The following is a 16,659-nucleotide window of genomic DNA, read 5'->3' as shown; positions in this document are numbered from 1 at the left end:
TGTTTTATTGTGCTACAATTTACAATAAGAAAAATAGGTGAGGTACTTATTTATGCTAATTGAACGTCAAGGATTAATTGTCTGGCTGCACAGCTTAAAGCATGCAAAAACATTACGCCGATTTGGTAATGTTCATTACGTTTCAAGAAAAATGAAATATGTTTTATTATACTGCAATCAAAGTGAAATTGAAAAATTGACAGAAAAACTGTCGAATTATTCTTATGTAAAATCGGTTGAAGTATCTCTCCGGCCATTTATTAAAACAGAATATGAAAATGCAAAGCCGGATAAAGCGAAAGAGTATGATTACAAAATGGGTCTTTGACAACTAAAAAGCGGGAGCTTCCTTTAAGAAGCTGCCCGCTTTTTAGTTACCCGATTATGACAGGGGTGAAAGGTAACGGTTCATCCTGAGGATGCCTGTCAGGTACTGATAATACAATTCTTTTTCTGCAAACCGGTCTGATGGTTGAACCGTCAATGTAATGACTGGAATCCCGAGACCTTCAGCTGCTTCTTCAGTGAGCTTCAGCCTTTCTGATTTCTTTCCATCGAGAATGGGAATCCCTTCCCGGCATAAGTAGATCGCCTGGAAATTCCCCTCATCTGTTTTTTTCAGTACGAGTGCAAGTGAAAGCTTTTTCCCTTTTTTATTCTCCGTTTCCAATACGAGCAGTCTTTCTGCCCGGTGCCGGTTCGCTTTCATTAATTCTATCAGTTCATAAATATCTGAATACCCTTCTCCGAGTTCTATAAATCGCTGGATCATATTTTGACATCCTTTCAATGCATTCATAAGAAATTAAATCCAATGGGTGAGGTGACTGGAATGTATATTTTATCATTTATTGTTGTTGCTATTCTACTGCTTCTCTATTTTCTCCCTGTAAAAGAATCAGAACACTCAGCGGTTGATGATAAGTGGCTTGTACCTGCGATCATTTCAGCTCTTGTCGCATACGGGGTCATTGAGGCAGCCAAAGGCGAGGAATGGGAAGGAATTTCTCTCGAGCACCTTGAGAACGAGCTCGCACTTTTAGGATATTCAGCTCCAGTGAACGAACTGCTGGATCAGTTTGAAAGTAGTGTTCCCGGTCAAATTGATATATTTGGTAGTCAATTTGACGGGTGAATGATTAAAATATAGACCTTTCATCCTACCTGTCGTATAATAAAGAAAAAATGGGATGTGATGGGATGAAGTGGTTGCTGTCGTTATTTGTCTTTTTACTTTTGCTGTCAGCAGGGGGGTTAACCTACTGGCAATGGAAAGGTTATCATGAAGTTCATGCCTCTGAGGGAATAACATCTCTTTCACAAACCATTGATCTGATTAAAAAACCGGATTCACTCATTGTTGAACAGACTTTTCACCGTGTTCCTGATCAGGTGTTTACGATCAGCTGGCCTGAGACATCCACGGGCAGGGCATGTCCGATGGAAAATTGTGAGCGGATCAGCGAAGATCTGTTGCTCTTGTCTGAAGGAAAAGCCGGTGATATTACGCTTTCTTACACAATTCCTGTTACAACTGGACAACCCATCATGCTCGACAATTGGGTGGTGACGTTAGAATCAGCAGATATCCATTTCACTACTGTATCCATTACAGATCAGCTGCTGTCAGAGGGACAATGGATATCCAGTCTTCCGTATAAAGGTGCTGAAACACTGGAACTGATTCAATATACCGCTTTTGAAGGGAGAGGGGATGCAGGTGAATTAGTCTGGCTGCAAAACTCTTTACCAATTTACCAGACCCGGAACATGAATATTTATTCCACGCAGGAACCGGAAGTGGAGGAGCGAAGAGATCAGTTGAAGGATGTGTATGTGACCGTTGTTCATTCCAGTGAACTATCCGGCGCGCAGTTAGACGAAATCCTGGTACTTCAGGATGGCTATGATCCATCATCTGTCACGCGATTTCTTTACGAAAAATATGTGATGGATCACTACGCCGTGACACAGGATCAGTCATTTCTTATCGATGTGATGATCAGCGGCATATTTGGAGAGGATCCACTTTCTGATAAAGGATTACAGGCAATTGAAGTGATTCAAGGGCAGTTGTCAGGGGAAGAACAGCTGGAATGGGAAAGCTGGCTGCTGACGCTTGAAGAAACGCTGATTGAACCGGCAATATTTGATCAGAAATTCTCAGAACTTACAGGTGAAGGCACAACATTTTTTACAGACAACAGCTCTTCAGCTGAATTTACTCCTTATTACAGTATAGACAGCCGCGTTATTGAAGTGAATGAAGAACCGGTTGATGGGGCGGTCATGATAAACCGGGACGGAACCGCTTATTATTTACTGACTCCTTTATTAAATGCGTTAGGGTATGAAACAGAAGTCAATGAAGACTCCGCTATAAGTGTCATCAAAGATCAGAATACTTACATGTTTTACATGGATCAGCCGTCTTTTACTTATAATAACGAACAGTTAACCCTGAATTCATCCCCGGTTATATCAGTTAAGGGTGAGCCTTATATTCAGGAGCGATGGGTGCAGAGGCTGTTTTTAACATCGATTGATAAAAATGAAACGATTTTAATCAGTCAGAATTGAATCAGATTAGAGCGTCATAAGATATTGAATTTAATATCAGGCAGACTATACTGTTTAAAGCAGAATAGGTGAGCCGGGTTAAATTCAGATCTATGACGCTTTTTATCTGGCTCAGTTTGTTACTCGATATGGTTATGTACTATGTTGGGGCTAGTTTGCCTGCTGTAAATATGGTAGGATTAGGGGCGAAATGATGAATTGTGGTGATATAGATGAGGATTATTTCCGGAGAAAATAAAGGTGTTCATTTAAAGGCTGTTCCAGGAACAGGAACACGTCCAACAACTGATAAAGTAAAAGAAGCTATTTTCAATATGATCGGCCCCTATTTTGAGGGAGGGAAAGCCCTTGATTTATTTGCCGGCAGTGGTGGACTCGGTCTCGAAGGATTAAGCAGGGGACTTGATTCTGTTATCTTTGTTGATAAAGATAGAATGGCTGTTCAGACCATTAAGCACAATATTGAAAAATGCGGATACCAGGACCGTTCCGAAGTGTACCGTAATGATGCAGAACGGGCATTGAAAGCGGTATCAAAACGCGATATTACTTTCGAGTGTATTTTCCTTGATCCGCCTTATAAAAAACAGCAGCTTGAAAAACTCCTCGAATGGATCATCCGGGATGATCTGTTAGCTGATTCCGGGGTCGTGATGTGTGAGCATGATGAAAAAGTAATGCTGCCTGAAGAAATTGGCTATCTGATCCTTACAAGGCAGGAGCAGTATGGCGGCACCGTCATATCAATTTTTAAGAAAAAATCGATCAGTGGAGAGGGAGAGCACGATGAAACGTAAGGCAGTATGTCCGGGGAGCTTTGACCCCATCACATTAGGGCATTTAGATATTATTACGAGAGGTGCAAAGAATTTTGACGAGCTGCACGTTGTCGTCTTAAATAACTCTTCAAAAAAACCTGCATTCTCAGTAGAAGAACGGATGGATCTGATTCGTCAGGTCACAAAGGGAATCCCAAATATTAAAGTAGATTCCTATCAGGGACTTCTGGTTGATTATGCAAGGGAAATTGAAGCGAACGTGATCATTCGGGGACTTCGCGCCGTATCTGATTTTGAATACGAAATGCAGATTACATCGATGAACCGGGTCTTACATAATGAACTGGAAACATTTTTTATTATGACCAACAATCAGTACTCTTTCCTCAGCTCCAGTATTGTTAAAGAGGTAGCCCGGTATGGGGGAGACATTTCAGAGCTTGTACCTAAAGAAGTTGAGCAGGCATTAAAGGAAAAATACTTAGTAACAAAACGTGAAAATTAAATCATAATAAAAAGGGAGCCCGGTTTAATTTGCCGGGCTCCCTTTTTATTATGCTCTTCTGTCCCCTGCTTTATGGAGCTGAAGAAGACAATAAACACCCAGACACAAGCCTGTTATTGTAATAAGGATTGCAGTGGTAGTAAATGTATCGAGCTGCTGCACATCCGGAATAAAAGCAGGCGTAGCAGACGGGTTTGAAGCAATTGAAGTATAAATAAGATAAAGAGCAGGAGACAGAAAAAGATGTACGATTCTCGACAGGAGATAAACCTTATAGCTGATTGGTGTATGTAAGATAAAACTCATTACCTGAAAATGTACACATAAACCGCCAAATGAGACAATCGCAAGAATAAGAAGAACACGATCATCAAAAGATAAATGAAGCTCCGACAATAAATCAGCTCCATTTGACATTTCTATTAAACCTGTTATGAAAGCCGACACAATCTCTTCAGAATAATGGGAATCCGGCTTGATCCAGGTAAGGACACTGTTTATGGTATGAAAGAAAAAAGAATGCTCAAGGATAGAGGCAGCAACTGAAAAAAAGATAATTAATCCCCCAATGATGATTAATTGCTGAACTGATTGGGAGACCGCTTTTTGGAATTCAGGAATTAATGGCATTTTTAATGATTGCCGGGACTCGGGTGACGACAGGGATTCACCCTTTATCAGTCTGCCGGCAGCAACTCCGATTAAAAGGTTCCCGGTTAAATGACACAGAAAGATGGTAATACCTGCAGCAGGGCTGTGAAGGAAACCGCCTGCTACGGCTCCAATTAAAAACATGGGGCTTGCTCCGTTTGTAAAACAAAGCAGCTTATTTGCATCAGATAAAGAGATCAGATTGTTATGATAAAGCTCTGCGGTCATCTTGGCACCGACGGGAAAGCCTGAAAAAACACCTATTAATAAAACAATAGACCCTTTTTTTGACACATTAAATACCGGCTTCATGAAAAAAGTGAACAAATTAGACACGTAGTCTGTCCAGTGGATATGTGTGATTAATGCGGATAAAACGAAAAATGGAAAAAGAGCCGGGAATACAACTTCTGCCCATAATTTCATGCCTTCTGCAGAAGCTTTAAGCGTAATATCAGGATGAAGTAATATAAATAATAAAAAGAAGAAAAATAGGGCTGACAGAATGTGTTCCTTGATCTTCATAACATCCCCCGCGACTCATCATTTCTTTTTAAATTCAGACAATGATAAAATATAGTTAAGTTTCATTTATCGTATGATTTTTTCACAATCATAGAACGTCAGCCGCTTTTGGAAGGGAGAACCGTATGAAACCTAAAATTGGTCTGGCACTCGGATCCGGGGGGTCAAGAGGATTTGCCCATCTCGGTGTTTTAAAAGTACTGGAACGAGAAGGGATCCAGGTTGATTGTCTGGCGGGAAGCAGTATGGGCTCCCTGGTTGGTGCGCTTTACTCAGCAGGTCATGAAATTGATGATTTGTACCGGTTGGCAGGTACATTCAGAAATAAATATTTTATGGATCTGACTGTACCAAGGATGGGATTTATACAAGGGGAAAAATTCAAGCAGTTTGTCCGGCTGTTTACTCACGGCAAAAATATTGAAGATTTAAACATCCCGCTGTCCATTGTGGCAACAGATATTATCAAAGCTGAAAGAGTGATCTTCACACAAGGTCCGATCGATACAGCAGTTCGGGCAAGTACTTCCATCCCGGGTATTTTTGTGCCTGAAAAATCAGAAGGAAGGCTGCTTGTCGACGGAGGCGTTATCGACAGGGTTCCATCAGCCGTTTGCCGGGATATGGGAGCAGATATTGTAATAGGAGTAGACGTCTCCCAAGTGAAAAAGAACGCAGAAATTAACACCATTTACGATGTGATTATGCAAAGTATCGACATCCTGCAGACAGAAATAGTTCATTTGAAATCAACTAGCGCCAATATTCTTATCTCACCAAAAGTTGAACAATACAGTGGTAAAACTTTTCAATATGCAAAGGAAATTATCAAGCTGGGTGAAGAATCAGCAGAAGAGGCGCTGCATGACATTTATATGGAAATCGAACGTTGGAAGGAGTATCAGGCGGTCAATGAATAATAAAAAATTTACCATCATTATGATAATTCTGCTATTAGTCACAGCATTTGGGAGTTTTTATCCACTTCCATACTATATTCAAAAGCCGGGAAGTGCATTTGCTCTTGATGATATTGTGAATGTAGACAACAAAACAGCGAGTGAAGGGGATTTCTCATTGATGACAGTCTCACAGGCTGAAGCCAGTATTTTTGGCTATATCTGGGCGCAGTTTAATGACTATCAGGAGATCTTCCCGGTCGAGGAAGTCAGAGCACCTCATGAAAGTGAAGATGAATATAGTGTGAGACAGCTCTATTTAATGGATAATTCAGCTTCTCAGGCAATTGAAGTTGCATTTGAAGAGGCAGATGAACAATACTCTTATGAATACTTTGGTGTTTATATTTTAAATGTTTTTCCTGAAATGCCCGCAGATGGTGTGCTGAGAGCGGGGGATCGGATTACGAAAGTGGATGATGTGCAGTTTGAATCCTCCGAAGAATTTATTGATTATGTTTCCACTAAAAACGCAGGAGAAAGTGTTGATATCACTTACGTAAGAGATGATAATGAGGAGACCGCAACACTTGAGTTGAAAGCATTCCCGGATAATGAAAATCAGGTTGGGCTTGGCATATCACTCGTAGATGACAGGGAAATCACGACAAATCCTGACGTGTCCATTAATTCAGATGGAATAGGCGGACCTTCTGCAGGATTAATGTATGCACTGGAAATTTACGATCAGCTTATTGATGAAGATTTAACTTCCGGGAAAATGATCGCTGGAACCGGAACCATCAACAGCGATGGAGAAGTTGGACGGATTGGTGGCATTGCTCAAAAAGTAGTAGCGGCTGACAGACAGGATATTGAGGTGTTTTTCGCTCCTGATGATGAGGTGCCGGCAGAAATCCTGGAGCAAAATCCGGACGTGAAATCGAATTATGAGGAAGCGCTGGAAACGGCCCGGGATATCGGGACTGATATGGAAATTGTGCCGGTGAAGACGTTTGATGATGCGATCCGTTATCTGGATGGTATTTGATTTTTATAGGTATGGGAAAAGGGAGAGCATATTTGATATGTTCTCCCTTTCTAGTTTATATGATTGATAAAAGCCGGGGCGTACTCATCCTTCGCTTTCCGCTGTCTAGCTTCGGCGACTAGCCCCTCGAGGTCATAAGTCAAAGCTGAACGAGGGCAAAGGTCAGCCCTCTTTTCATCTTCGCCTTATGCTTGTCGGGGCTGGACGAGTCGCCTCCGCTTTTCTGTAGGCCGGGCGGTGAACCCGCCTGCGCTTCGCACAGTCGGTTTCACCTGACCCTTTCCGCCACAGGAGTCTTCGGATGAGTACGCCCCTTAGTCTTTGTCAAAATCCCTTTGTTTAGGTTGGATAAAGCATTATTAAAAAGCGTTTTTCTGTAGGTCGGGCGGTGAACCCTCTGTGCTACGCACATCGGTTTCATCTGACCCTTTCCACCACAGAAGTCTACGGATGAGTACGCCACCTTCTATTTTCAAAATCTATTTGTGTTGGCAGGACAATGATTTTTAAAAAACTGAATTAACCCTGATGGTTGCCGTTTGTTTTTTTATGGTAAAGGGGTGGGCGCAGGTAGTCGGATTGGATCAGTTTTCTTTTTTCATTTGCATTTGTATAGCCGGATGCGTAAGCGCGGCTTGCTTTCAGGTCGGTTGAGAGCTTTGAGGCTACTGACTGGTTGACGTTCGCAATAATTGGAATTTCACATGTTTTTTTCAGTGATCGAAGGTGCTCGCGGCCTTTCTCCGTCATGCCGAGCAGTCTCAGGTATGAGGGATCCTGCTGTGAGCGCATTTCTTCTTTCGTTGTATTGGTGATCAGATGTGTGAGAATACGCTGAATACGTGTCCAGGTGTAGCGTTTTGTCTTTACTTTTTCCATAAAATCATGAAAGCTTTCTGCTTCAATCGCTGCATGCTTCAGACGGTGTTCGATTCCTTCTTCCATTTCATAGAGTTGCTGGAGTTCATCAGTAGATGCTGTCAGTAACCGGTGCTGAAGAACAGGCCAGTAGGCTGCCCAGTTCATAAGCTCTCCGCCGTTATTGATAAACAGTTTCAGTAAGCTGAAGGTAGATGGCGGAATATGCTCCTCGATAGAATGCACTGACCCGCTGAAAATTTGTTTGCGTATACTCGTGGCACTTGAAATTTTACTGGCGTGAAGCTCTGGGTCGTGATAATCCGACTGCGTCCGTTCAATGGTCAAGGGTTGAATGTCTGGAGCGAATTCATGGATGGCTTTTATGTATTGATACCCGAGCATATTATTAGGCCTGGATAAATCCATAGTAGAGCTGTCTGTAAGCTGATTGTAGCTTTCAGCTGCAGCGGCAGGATAGCTGTAGCCCTCCTTCATGAGTTCTTTGATTTTCAGGTTCAACTCCTTATTGTTTGCCTGTTCGAGTTGAAGAAGGTTTGTAAAAGCCTGTATATTTCCATCTTCACTCCCGAAACAGACAGCGTTACACCCTACATGCTTAAGGAGACGGATTGCGCCTTCAGCAAATATGGATGCATGCTGGGTAGCAAAAACATATGGTAATTCAAAAACAAGATCCACGCCTGCAGACAGGGCCATTTCTGCCCGCAAATGTTTTGGAACAATGGCCGGTTCGCCTCTTTGTAAAAATGAACCACTCATAACTGCAATCAGCAGATCTCCATCACTTTTTTTCAATGATTCCGAAGCATGAAACAGATGACCATTATGAAACGGGTTATATTCCACTACAATTCCTACTGGATTCAAACAGGATTTCTCCTTTCTGTTACATTTATCTTTAAAGTATAGGTTGTTTAGGTTATAATAGCATTTAGACGTGGCCGGTAAAAGAACCGGTCATTTATTGTGTAAGGCAATATTCATGCGGAATGAATCATTTTTCCGATGTAAAGAAAAAATCTTGACATTCCTTATACTAGGGAATATAATCTACTTTGTGCCTTGAGGTGATGACAGATGAAATGGTCTATCATTCAGCTGCAAAAATTTCGTAATGAAGCTCTGACGATTGATGAAACAAGAGAGATGAATGAGCTTGTAAACCGGCATCGTGATATTCGTCACGTTGATCCTGTTCATATAACAGGTCGTGCTGATATCAGCTCATCCAAAATTACGTTTCACCTTCAGATTGAGACTGTGCTGACTCTCCCATGTGCGAGAACGCTGGTTGATGTCAGGTATCCCGTTTCTCTCGAGACGACTGAAACCTTTATCCTTAACGCTTCTTATGTGAATGAGGAGCTGGAAGAGGAAGTTCACCAGCCGGAAGGCGAAGTGATTAACCTTCAGCCGGTTATCGAAGAAATTTTACTGCTTCAGGTTCCACTTCAGGTTTTCAGTGATAAAGCATTGGAGGACGAAGGAATGGAAAGTGGCAGTGGCTGGGAGGTCCTGTCTGAAGAAGAGCTCGAGAAAGCAAGGGAAGACCAGGCTGATGAAGAACCTCAGGCTGATCCAAGACTTGCCGATCTTGCGAAGTTTTTTGATGAAAACAAAAAATCGTAAAACATGAACTTCGTGTTCATTTTACAATCACTCTCTTTAAGGAGGTGGGAAACATGGCAGTACCATTTAGAAGAACATCCAAAACAGCAAAAAGAAAGCGTCGTACGCATTTCAAGTTATCTGTACCAGGTATGGTAGAGTGCTCTAACTGTGGAGAAATGAAGCTTTCTCACCGCGTGTGTAAAGCGTGCGGAACTTATAAAGGAAAAGAAGTTGTAGGTAAATAATACAGCTGCTGCAGATAACCTGCCCGAGGGACCATGGCCCTTTGGCGGGTTTTTTGTTTGCCTGATTTAGAGCATCCATCATGAACTTTGGGAAAAAACGACGTATTCCATCTATTGGGTGCATGATACAATAGAGATCAGGTATTCATATGGGGAGTGGTTAGATGGGATTTAATATAACGAAACTGGATCAGGTACTCGTATTTAAAATCAGCAGACCTGATAAAAGAAATGCAGTTAACTATGAAGTGATGGATGGTCTTGCAGAAGCGATCCACCAGGCTGAACAGGATGATCATATTAAAGCACTGCTCATAACAGGTGAGGGCGAAAAGGCATTTTGTGCAGGTGGGGACCTGCAATCTTTTCATTCTTTAAAAACACAATCGGAAGCTTACGAGATGCTTTCAAAGATGGGTGATATCCTGTATCGCCTTGCTGTCCTGCCAAAGCTGACCGTTGCTTTTATTAACGGAACTGCAATAGGTGGAGGCTGTGAAATCGCAGCAGCCTGTGACTACCGTGTAGCAAAAAAAGGGGCAAAACTTGGTTTCGTTCAGGGAGACCTGGCGATCACAACCGGCTGGGGCGGGGGTACGCTCCTTTATGAACGGCTCGTGCCGAGTCAGGCTTTTCGTCTATTAACAGAAGCAAACATTCATACAGCAGACCAGCTCTATGAAGCAGGATTCATCGATGCTACACTGCAGGACGAAACGCTCGAAGCCGTCATTGCCAGTATAAAACGAAGAATCGATAAATCGCCGGGCGTCCTATCAGCCTATAAAAATATGCTGATTGAAAAATGGAAACGCGGTGATCTCGAACAACGGATGAAAAACGAAGTTCACCAGTGTTCCATCCTATGGGAGAGTGAAGAGCACCATAAAGCAGTAGAACGATTCCTGCAAACAAAATAAAAGGTGCCTGAATAAGGTTTTCAATAAAGATACTGCGTTGCAAACGATCTGTAAAAGTGGAACAACTCTCACAAAAGAGAATTGTTCCACTTTTTTTAGTCTATTTTTTAAAACTCCCGCATAAACTATCAGTAGATTAAAAGAAATAGATAGGAGGAAACAATATGAAGCAGCGTCAGGACGGATGGACCGGTAGAGAGGATCAGCTATTAAAGGAAAAAGTATTGCATCACATCAGGAACGGAAGCACACAGCTTAATGCATTTGAAGAGGTGGGGGATCTCGTAAACAGAACAGCCGCTGCATGTGGTTTCAGATGGAACTCCTGCTTGCGTAAAGAAAATCAGGCGCTTATCTCAGCAGCGAAAAAAGAGAGATACAGTAAGAGAAAAGAAGAAGAACAAAAAAAATCTGTCAGTCAAAAGCCGGCATCCAACTATCCTCAGGAAGAGCTCATTAAAAGAATGGAACAATGGATCTTGGCATTATCTAAAAAAACTGAGCTGACAGATCTGGAGAAAAGGTGTGAAGCGGCTGAGCAGCTGGCGATCAGACTCGAGAAGGAAAATGAGCAATTGACCGGTCAGCTGAAAGAGCTTGAAGAAGATTACAGAGTGCTTTTGTTTTTAATAGAGAAAGCCAGAAAACTCGGGACTGATGAACAGGATCAGAATGCTACGGTCTTTAAAATGGAGACGAACGGAAATTTATACAGACTGGACAGAAAAACAGATGAAAATGCAGTAGAATTATAGAAATAAAGCTTTCTGAGTATGGGCTCAGAAAGCTTTTTCTATTTAATGAACCTGTTCGGTTACGCCTGCAGGATACCACACGAGCGGGTTCTCCCCACGGTCACGCTCCATGTCATACGTTACCTTTTCAAAGCCCATCTTCATCCAGAATTCATGTGACTGAACCCTTGGGTTTGTCTTGATCGGAAGGCCGAAGCTTTTTGCGAACTCGACCATAATGGCGCCGTAGCCTTTTTTCTGATAATCAGGCAGCACTTCAAGCTTCCACAGCTCCAGATAATCCTGCGGTGGCTCAAAATACATATCGAACCGGGCATCCCGGCGGTACAGACTCATTCTTGCGATCAGTTTATTACCAAGATAGATGCCGTAAAAAGGAGACTCGCTGTCATTTTCAATCATATTTGTTTCCAGCTCTTCCTTCATTGAAAGCTCCTGGATCCCCACTTCACGGAACTTGTTAAATTCTTCAAGTGTTTTGTAATTAATTTTAAGGTTTTCCACTTTAAAAGACATGACTGACACTCCCTGATCAAAATTCCGGCAAGACGGCTTTTATGTAACCGCTTAAAGCCGTTTATGTAAATATTATAACCTAACAAAACAAAAAATTCTGCACATTTGCATAGAAAGCGTTTACAATAGAGAGGGAGATGGGGAAATTTGTTTTGAAAGGGGCATCTTTGTGAAAACGATTTTAATTGCGAACAGAGGAGAAATTGCGTTGCGGGTGATCCGTACGTGTCAGAAATTGAAGATCAGAACGGTTGCCATTTATTCAGAAGCCGATGCTGAACTGCCTTATGTGAAAGCAGCAGATTCGGCTCACCTGATTGGTCCGCCTCCAGTTTCTCAGTCATATTTAAATATCGCTAAAATTATTGAGATTGCCAAAAGTGAAAAGGTTGATGCGATTCACCCGGGGTATGGACTTTTATCTGAAAACAGCAGCTTTGTAAAAGCTGTAGAGGATGCGGGAATTGCCTTTATCGGGCCTGATGCTGACATTATCAGACGAATGGGTGACAAAATTGAAGCGAGAAAAACAATGATTGAAGCTGGTGTTCCGGTTGTACCCGGTCAGGAAAGTGAGGCTGCGGATATCGAAGCTGCCAAAACGTTCGCAAAACAGGCGGGTTATCCTGTGATGCTGAAGGCAAGCAGCGGCGGCGGTGGAGTAGGAATGGTGATGTGTGAAGATGAGCAAGCGCTCACTCAGCATTTTGATTCAACGAAGAAGCGTTCAGAAGCCTACTTTGGATCAGGTGAATTATTTATTGAAAAATACATAGCAAACGCTCGACACATTGAGGTGCAGATCTTCGGTGATAAAGATGGTAATGTGTATCATCTTTTTGAGCGAAACTGCTCGATGCAACGCAGAAATCAGAAGGTAGTGGAAGAATCACCTTCCCCGGCTTTATCAGAAGAAGCAAGAGAGCGTCTCATTTCGATTGCGGTGAAAGCAGCTCAGGCTGTCGGCTATAAAAATGCCGGAACAATCGAGTTAATCGTGGATGAACATGAACAGGCTTATTTCCTGGAAATGAATACACGTCTTCAGGTGGAGCATCCGGCTACTGAAATGATTACCGGCGTTGATCTCGTGGAGTGGCAGATAAAAACGGCTTTTGGTGAGCCGTTGCCAATTAACGGACAGGCTGAAATTAAAAGCAGCGGTCATGCAATAGAATACAGAATTTATGCGGAAGATCCAAAAACCTTTTATCCGGCACCAGGGCTCATTAACAATCTGCTGCTGCCCGAAGGTGATGGAATCCGGGTGGATAACGGATATGAAGCTGGCAATAAAGTGACGCCTTATTACGATCCAATGGTGGCGAAGCTCATTATCCATGCACCTGATAGACAGGCATGTATCGAAAAGTCACTTCAGGCTTTCGAATCATTGACGATTGAAGGGCTGAAGACCAATATTCCGCTATTTAAGCAAATACTGCATTTTGAAGACTTTGCAGAAGGACATTACCATACACAATCATTAACAATGATGAATAAAGGAGAAATTAAATCATGAAAAACATTCAATCAACAATGGCAGGAACAGTATTACAAGTATTAGTAAATGCAGGGGATCAGGTAGAGGCAGGGCAGGCTGTGATGATGCTTGAGTCTATGAAGATGGAGATCCCGGTAGAGTCTGAAACAGCAGGTACCGTCACTGAAATTAAAGTGAATGCCGGAGACTTTGTAAATGAAGGCGATGACCTTCTGACATTGGAATAAATCTTACAGAAAGGAGTGCGTATCATGACGCAGACAACGAATCAAAGTCGTTTTCAGGAAGCGGTAGAATCGATTAAACAAGGCGGTCAGCAGAAGTATCACGATAAATCAGCTGAGCAGGGCAAAATGTTTGCCCGTACAAGAATCGAGCGGCTTACAGACGAAGGCTCATTTAAAGAGGATGCACTTTTTGCAAACTATTTGGCGGGAGACCTCCCGGCAGATGGCGTCATAACAGGAACCGCTCTCGTGCAGGGACGGCCTGTGTGTATTATGGCAAATGATTCAACGATTAAGGCTGGATCATGGGGTGCAAGAACCGTTGAGAAAATCATCAGAATTCAGGAAACGGCTGAAAAACTGAGAGTGCCGATGCTTTATCTGGTGGATTCAGCAGGAGCGCGTATTACCGATCAGCTTGATATGTTCCCAAATCGCAGAGGAGCAGGGCGGATTTTTCATAATCAGGTAAGGCTTTCTGGTTTTATCCCGCAAATCTGTCTGCTATTCGGTCCTTCGGCTGCGGGTGGTGCCTATATTCCTGCATTTTGCGATATTGTAATTATGGTCGACGGTAACGCCTCGATGTATCTAGGTTCACCACGGATGGCTGAAAAAGTCATTGGGGAAAAAGTGACCCTTGAAGAAATGGGTGGCGCACGCATGCACTGTACGGTAAGCGGCTGCGGTGACCTGCTTGCGGTGAATGAAGAGGAAGCCATTGATAAAGCAATCGAATATTTAAGCTACTTCCCTTCTAATTTTACTGAAGCAGTTCCAGTAAAAGAAGCGGAAGAGGCTATCAGTGGAAAAGCGCTGTCTGAGCTGATACCTGCCAATCAGAATGCACCGTTTAATATGTATGACGCCATTGATACATTAATAGACGAAGGAAGTTTCTTTGAGATTAAAAAGCTATTTGCGCCGGAGCTCATTACAGGACTTGCAAGACTCGACGGGAAACCTGTTGGTATTATTGCCAACCAGCCGAAGGTAAAAGGTGGCGTACTGTTTGTTGATTCAGCTGATAAAGGAGCGAAATTCATTCAGCTGTGTGATGCATTTGGTATTCCGCTGCTGTTCCTTGCTGATGTACCCGGCTTTATGATTGGAACAAAAGTGGAGCGGGCTGGTATTATCAGGCACGGTGCCAAACTGATTTCAGCCATGAGTTCTGCCACGGTTCCAAAAATATCCGTCATCGTCAGAAAAGCGTATGGTGCGGGGTTATATGCCATGGCAGGCCCAGCTTTTGAGCCGGATTGCTGTATTGCGCTTCCTTCTGCACAAATTGCCGTAATGGGTCCGGAAGCTGCAGTTAATGCTGTTTACTCCAACAAAATACAGGCGATAGAGGATCCGAAGGAGAAAATAGCCTTCGTTCAGCAGAAGCACAAGGAGTATCAGGAGGAAATTGACCTGTACAGACTGGCTTCGGAATTGATTATAGATGATATTGTCGATCCTGATGATTTAAGAAGCACGCTGATTCAGCGATTTGACTATTACTCTACAAAAAATATTCCATTGCCGCCTAAAAAGCATTCCGTTTACCCTGTATAAATTAAGATAAGTATGACCGCCTTTCATTTTTGAAGAGAAGGACAGCCTGAGCAATGGGTTGTCCTCTTTTAATGAAAATAATCGTCGGAATTTGTCCTGCTAAAAATCACTTGTTATCATGGTTTTTTGATAAAATGGGTAAAAAGAAGGTGATCATGATGAATCTGGCTGTTATAGGCGGGGGAGCCATCGGTCTGTTACTTGCTGCAAATCTGGCAAAAGGCGGTTTCTCCGTTACAGTAATAACAAGAACGACTGAACAGGCTGAAGAACTTTCCATAAACGGTATTGGTATAGATTCCAAAAGAATAAAAGTAAATGCACAAACTGCGGAACAATATGATTTTGATAAAGCGGATGCTGTAATCGTAACAGTGAAACAGTATCATTTAGCAGAATTGGTTCCATTGCTGCAAAAAATTGATAAGGAGTGTCCTCTGTTTTTTATTCAAAACGGGATGTCTCATTTATCGCTTCTGGATCAGTTTCCCCATCAATCTATTTTTGTTGGAACAATTGAGCATGGCGTGAGTAAAAGTTCGCGTTCCGATATTCATCATAATGGAATTGGACCGTGGAAAGTGGCTCCGTTCAGAGGTGAGTTATCCAAAGCTGCATTTCTCGAAAACATTCAATCAGCGAATTTTCCTATTGAATTCGATCAGGATTACCAGACACTGATGACGGTTAAGCTCATCAAAAATATCATGATTAATCCATTTACTGCGCTCTATAAAGTGAAAAACGGTGCACTTATAACAAACCCTTATTTAAGAAAAAATATGCAGGCTCTTTATGAAGAAATACGGCTTGTTTTTCCGGATTTCATTTCGTTCTGTTCGTTTGATGATATTGAACAATTGTGTGAGAAAACTGCTAATAACCAGTCGTCTATGCTTTTGGATATTCTGAATGGAAGAAAAACCGAGATAGAGTCATTGACAGGATTTGCGATCAGGCGCGCTGAACTGAACCGGATAGCGGTTCCGATTCTTTCTTTATTACATAACAGTATTTTATCAATGGAATATAGGGAAGAAAATCAATGATGACGATGATCAGTTATATATTCAGCATTTTTTTCTTTTTGCCTATAACTGTTTATCTTACAGTGTTTATTATCGTGAAAAAGTGGGGAAGTGATCACAGGCTGGCTGTTGCATCAGGTATACATTGGTCTGTTCCTTTTTTTGCAGGAGCGGTCTATTTTACGATTGAATCAATCTGGTCGTTTTCAGCCCTCTGGATCGTCTGTCTGGTCATGGCGATAATTGGTATATTATCAGCGATCTATATCAGAAGTGTACAGACCGAATTCAACTATACTGAAGTGCTGAAAGGGATGTGGAGGCTGTCTTTTCTGGTATTCTTTCTGTTACATACTTTATTGATTATTCTCGGAATCGGCCTGTCTATTTATCACGCGGTAAGTTAGCAGGCATTTTC

The 16,659-nt window shown here is 42.3% G+C and carries 20 protein-coding genes; 16 read left to right on the top strand and 4 right to left on the bottom strand.

Annotated elements, in window-relative coordinates; genetic code table 11:
* Positions 1 to 52: 52 nt before the first annotated feature.
* Complete coding sequence (locus tag H7968_RS07930; RefSeq protein ID WP_227395630.1) at positions 53 to 328, top strand: YlbG family protein; 276 nt, start codon at positions 53 to 55, stop codon at positions 326 to 328.
* A 54-nt stretch (positions 329 to 382) separates the two neighbouring features.
* Here H7968_RS07930 and H7968_RS07925 read toward each other — a convergent pair whose 3' ends face one another.
* Positions 383 to 772, bottom strand: a complete 390-nt coding sequence (locus H7968_RS07925) for a DUF7147 family protein (protein ID WP_227395629.1) — start codon at positions 770 to 772, stop codon at positions 383 to 385.
* Positions 773 to 832: 60 nt separating this feature from the next.
* On the opposite strand from H7968_RS07925, the gene H7968_RS07920 reads away from it, so the two are divergent.
* The 4 genes from H7968_RS07920 (at position 833) to coaD (ending at position 3,864) form a co-directional block, all read left to right on the top strand.
* Positions 833 to 1,135 (top strand): hypothetical protein, encoded by a 303-nt coding sequence (locus H7968_RS07920; RefSeq protein WP_227395628.1) that lies wholly within the window; start codon positions 833 to 835, stop codon positions 1,133 to 1,135.
* 65 nt (positions 1,136 to 1,200) lie between these two features.
* Entirely contained in the window at positions 1,201 to 2,580 is a 1,380-nt protein-coding gene (locus tag H7968_RS07915; protein WP_227395627.1) for a stalk domain-containing protein, read from the top strand.
* A gap of 212 nt (positions 2,581 to 2,792) precedes the next feature.
* Positions 2,793 to 3,377, top strand: a complete 585-nt coding sequence (gene rsmD, locus H7968_RS07910) for a 16S rRNA (guanine(966)-N(2))-methyltransferase RsmD (protein ID WP_227395626.1) — start codon at positions 2,793 to 2,795, stop codon at positions 3,375 to 3,377.
* A complete protein-coding gene (gene coaD / locus H7968_RS07905; RefSeq protein ID WP_227395625.1) occupies positions 3,367 to 3,864 on the top strand; it encodes a pantetheine-phosphate adenylyltransferase in 498 nt (165 codons plus the stop codon). Before rsmD ends, coaD begins: the two co-directional genes overlap by 11 nt.
* A 48-nt stretch (positions 3,865 to 3,912) precedes the next feature.
* Here coaD and H7968_RS07900 read toward each other — a convergent pair whose 3' ends face one another.
* Complete coding sequence (locus tag H7968_RS07900; RefSeq protein ID WP_227395624.1) at positions 3,913 to 5,040, bottom strand: nucleoside recognition domain-containing protein; 1,128 nt, start codon at positions 5,038 to 5,040, stop codon at positions 3,913 to 3,915.
* A gap of 125 nt (positions 5,041 to 5,165) precedes the next feature.
* Here H7968_RS07900 and H7968_RS07895 point away from each other — a divergent pair, with 125 nt between their 5' ends.
* A complete protein-coding gene (locus H7968_RS07895; RefSeq protein WP_227395623.1) occupies positions 5,166 to 5,960 on the top strand; it encodes a patatin-like phospholipase family protein in 795 nt (264 codons plus the stop codon).
* Positions 5,953 to 6,990, top strand: a complete 1,038-nt coding sequence (locus H7968_RS07890; protein WP_227395622.1) for a SepM family pheromone-processing serine protease — start codon at positions 5,953 to 5,955, stop codon at positions 6,988 to 6,990. Before H7968_RS07895 ends, H7968_RS07890 begins: the two co-directional genes overlap by 8 nt.
* Positions 6,991 to 7,509: 519 nt before the next feature.
* On the opposite strand, the gene H7968_RS07885 is transcribed toward H7968_RS07890, so the two are convergent.
* On the bottom strand, positions 7,510 to 8,739 hold the full coding sequence (locus H7968_RS07885) for a nucleotidyltransferase (RefSeq protein WP_227395621.1): 1,230 nt from the start codon (positions 8,737 to 8,739) through the stop codon (positions 7,510 to 7,512).
* A gap of 210 nt (positions 8,740 to 8,949) precedes the next feature.
* On the opposite strand from H7968_RS07885, the gene H7968_RS07880 reads away from it, so the two are divergent.
* The 4 genes from H7968_RS07880 to H7968_RS07865 all read left to right on the top strand — a co-directional run bounded on the left by H7968_RS07880 (position 8,950) and on the right by H7968_RS07865 (position 11,403).
* A complete protein-coding gene (locus tag H7968_RS07880; protein WP_227395620.1) occupies positions 8,950 to 9,501 on the top strand; it encodes a YceD family protein in 552 nt (183 codons plus the stop codon).
* Between the two features lie 53 nt (positions 9,502 to 9,554).
* On the top strand, positions 9,555 to 9,728 hold the full coding sequence (gene rpmF, locus H7968_RS07875; protein ID WP_039808711.1) for a 50S ribosomal protein L32: 174 nt from the start codon (positions 9,555 to 9,557) through the stop codon (positions 9,726 to 9,728).
* Positions 9,729 to 9,892: 164 nt separating this feature from the next.
* Positions 9,893 to 10,648 carry an enoyl-CoA hydratase/isomerase family protein gene (locus H7968_RS07870; RefSeq protein WP_227395619.1) on the top strand — a complete coding sequence of 252 codons (756 nt, stop codon included), beginning with the start codon at positions 9,893 to 9,895 and terminating at the stop codon, positions 10,646 to 10,648.
* 164 nt (positions 10,649 to 10,812) lie between these two features.
* Positions 10,813 to 11,403 (top strand): RsfA family transcriptional regulator, encoded by a 591-nt coding sequence (locus tag H7968_RS07865; protein ID WP_227395618.1) that lies wholly within the window; start codon positions 10,813 to 10,815, stop codon positions 11,401 to 11,403.
* A 42-nt stretch (positions 11,404 to 11,445) separates the two neighbouring features.
* Here the strand turns inward: H7968_RS07865 and H7968_RS07860 are convergent, their stop codons facing one another.
* Positions 11,446 to 11,919 (bottom strand): N-acetyltransferase, encoded by a 474-nt coding sequence (locus H7968_RS07860; RefSeq protein WP_134372013.1) that lies wholly within the window; start codon positions 11,917 to 11,919, stop codon positions 11,446 to 11,448.
* Between the two features lie 169 nt (positions 11,920 to 12,088).
* Between H7968_RS07860 and H7968_RS07855 the strand changes: the two genes are divergently transcribed.
* From H7968_RS07855 to H7968_RS07835, 5 genes are all read left to right on the top strand, one after another.
* The gene (locus H7968_RS07855) at positions 12,089 to 13,441 is read left to right on the top strand and encodes an acetyl-CoA carboxylase biotin carboxylase subunit (RefSeq protein WP_227395617.1); all 1,353 of its coding nucleotides are present in this window, start codon (positions 12,089 to 12,091) and stop codon (positions 13,439 to 13,441) included.
* Positions 13,438 to 13,650: an acetyl-CoA carboxylase biotin carboxyl carrier protein subunit gene (locus H7968_RS07850; protein WP_227395616.1), complete on the top strand. Its 213-nt coding sequence runs from the start codon at positions 13,438 to 13,440 to the stop codon at positions 13,648 to 13,650. Before H7968_RS07855 ends, H7968_RS07850 begins: the two co-directional genes overlap by 4 nt.
* 24 nt (positions 13,651 to 13,674) lie before the next feature.
* The gene (locus tag H7968_RS07845; protein ID WP_227395615.1) at positions 13,675 to 15,213 is read left to right on the top strand and encodes an acyl-CoA carboxylase subunit beta; all 1,539 of its coding nucleotides are present in this window, start codon (positions 13,675 to 13,677) and stop codon (positions 15,211 to 15,213) included.
* A 71-nt stretch (positions 15,214 to 15,284) separates the two neighbouring features.
* Entirely contained in the window at positions 15,285 to 16,262 is a 978-nt protein-coding gene (locus H7968_RS07840) for a 2-dehydropantoate 2-reductase (RefSeq protein ID WP_227395614.1), read from the top strand.
* Positions 16,259 to 16,648, top strand: a complete 390-nt coding sequence (locus H7968_RS07835) for a DUF3397 domain-containing protein (RefSeq protein WP_227395613.1) — start codon at positions 16,259 to 16,261, stop codon at positions 16,646 to 16,648. Before H7968_RS07840 ends, H7968_RS07835 begins: the two co-directional genes overlap by 4 nt.
* The last annotated feature ends 11 nt before the right edge of the window (positions 16,649 to 16,659 follow it).

Source organism: Jeotgalibacillus aurantiacus, assembly GCF_020595125.1.
Taxonomy (GTDB): domain Bacteria; phylum Bacillota; class Bacilli; order Bacillales; family Jeotgalibacillaceae; genus Jeotgalibacillus; species Jeotgalibacillus aurantiacus.
This window is presented reverse-complemented; position numbering and strand designations above follow the sequence as displayed.

Bases quoted from the DNA above. Each gene is read 5' to 3' on its own strand.
- H7968_RS07930 (WP_227395630.1), top strand. From the start codon at position 53: ATGCTAATTGAACGTCAAGGATTAATTGTCTGGCTGCACAGCTTAAAG.
- H7968_RS07925 (WP_227395629.1), bottom strand. From the start codon at position 772: ATGATCCAGCGATTTATAGAACTCGGAGAAGGGTATTCAGATATTTAT.
- H7968_RS07920 (WP_227395628.1), top strand. From the start codon at position 833: ATGTATATTTTATCATTTATTGTTGTTGCTATTCTACTGCTTCTCTAT.
- H7968_RS07915 (WP_227395627.1), top strand. From the start codon at position 1,201: ATGAAGTGGTTGCTGTCGTTATTTGTCTTTTTACTTTTGCTGTCAGCA.
- rsmD (WP_227395626.1), top strand. From the start codon at position 2,793: ATGAGGATTATTTCCGGAGAAAATAAAGGTGTTCATTTAAAGGCTGTT.
- coaD (WP_227395625.1), top strand. From the start codon at position 3,367: ATGAAACGTAAGGCAGTATGTCCGGGGAGCTTTGACCCCATCACATTA.
- H7968_RS07900 (WP_227395624.1), bottom strand. From the start codon at position 5,040: ATGAAGATCAAGGAACACATTCTGTCAGCCCTATTTTTCTTCTTTTTA.
- H7968_RS07895 (WP_227395623.1), top strand. From the start codon at position 5,166: ATGAAACCTAAAATTGGTCTGGCACTCGGATCCGGGGGGTCAAGAGGA.
- H7968_RS07890 (WP_227395622.1), top strand. From the start codon at position 5,953: ATGAATAATAAAAAATTTACCATCATTATGATAATTCTGCTATTAGTC.
- H7968_RS07880 (WP_227395620.1), top strand. From the start codon at position 8,950: ATGAAATGGTCTATCATTCAGCTGCAAAAATTTCGTAATGAAGCTCTG.
- rpmF (WP_039808711.1), top strand. From the start codon at position 9,555: ATGGCAGTACCATTTAGAAGAACATCCAAAACAGCAAAAAGAAAGCGT.
- H7968_RS07870 (WP_227395619.1), top strand. From the start codon at position 9,893: ATGGGATTTAATATAACGAAACTGGATCAGGTACTCGTATTTAAAATC.
- H7968_RS07865 (WP_227395618.1), top strand. From the start codon at position 10,813: ATGAAGCAGCGTCAGGACGGATGGACCGGTAGAGAGGATCAGCTATTA.
- H7968_RS07860 (WP_134372013.1), bottom strand. From the start codon at position 11,919: ATGTCTTTTAAAGTGGAAAACCTTAAAATTAATTACAAAACACTTGAA.
- H7968_RS07850 (WP_227395616.1), top strand. From the start codon at position 13,438: ATGAAAAACATTCAATCAACAATGGCAGGAACAGTATTACAAGTATTA.
- H7968_RS07845 (WP_227395615.1), top strand. From the start codon at position 13,675: ATGACGCAGACAACGAATCAAAGTCGTTTTCAGGAAGCGGTAGAATCG.
- H7968_RS07840 (WP_227395614.1), top strand. From the start codon at position 15,285: ATGAAAATAATCGTCGGAATTTGTCCTGCTAAAAATCACTTGTTATCA.
- H7968_RS07835 (WP_227395613.1), top strand. From the start codon at position 16,259: ATGATGACGATGATCAGTTATATATTCAGCATTTTTTTCTTTTTGCCT.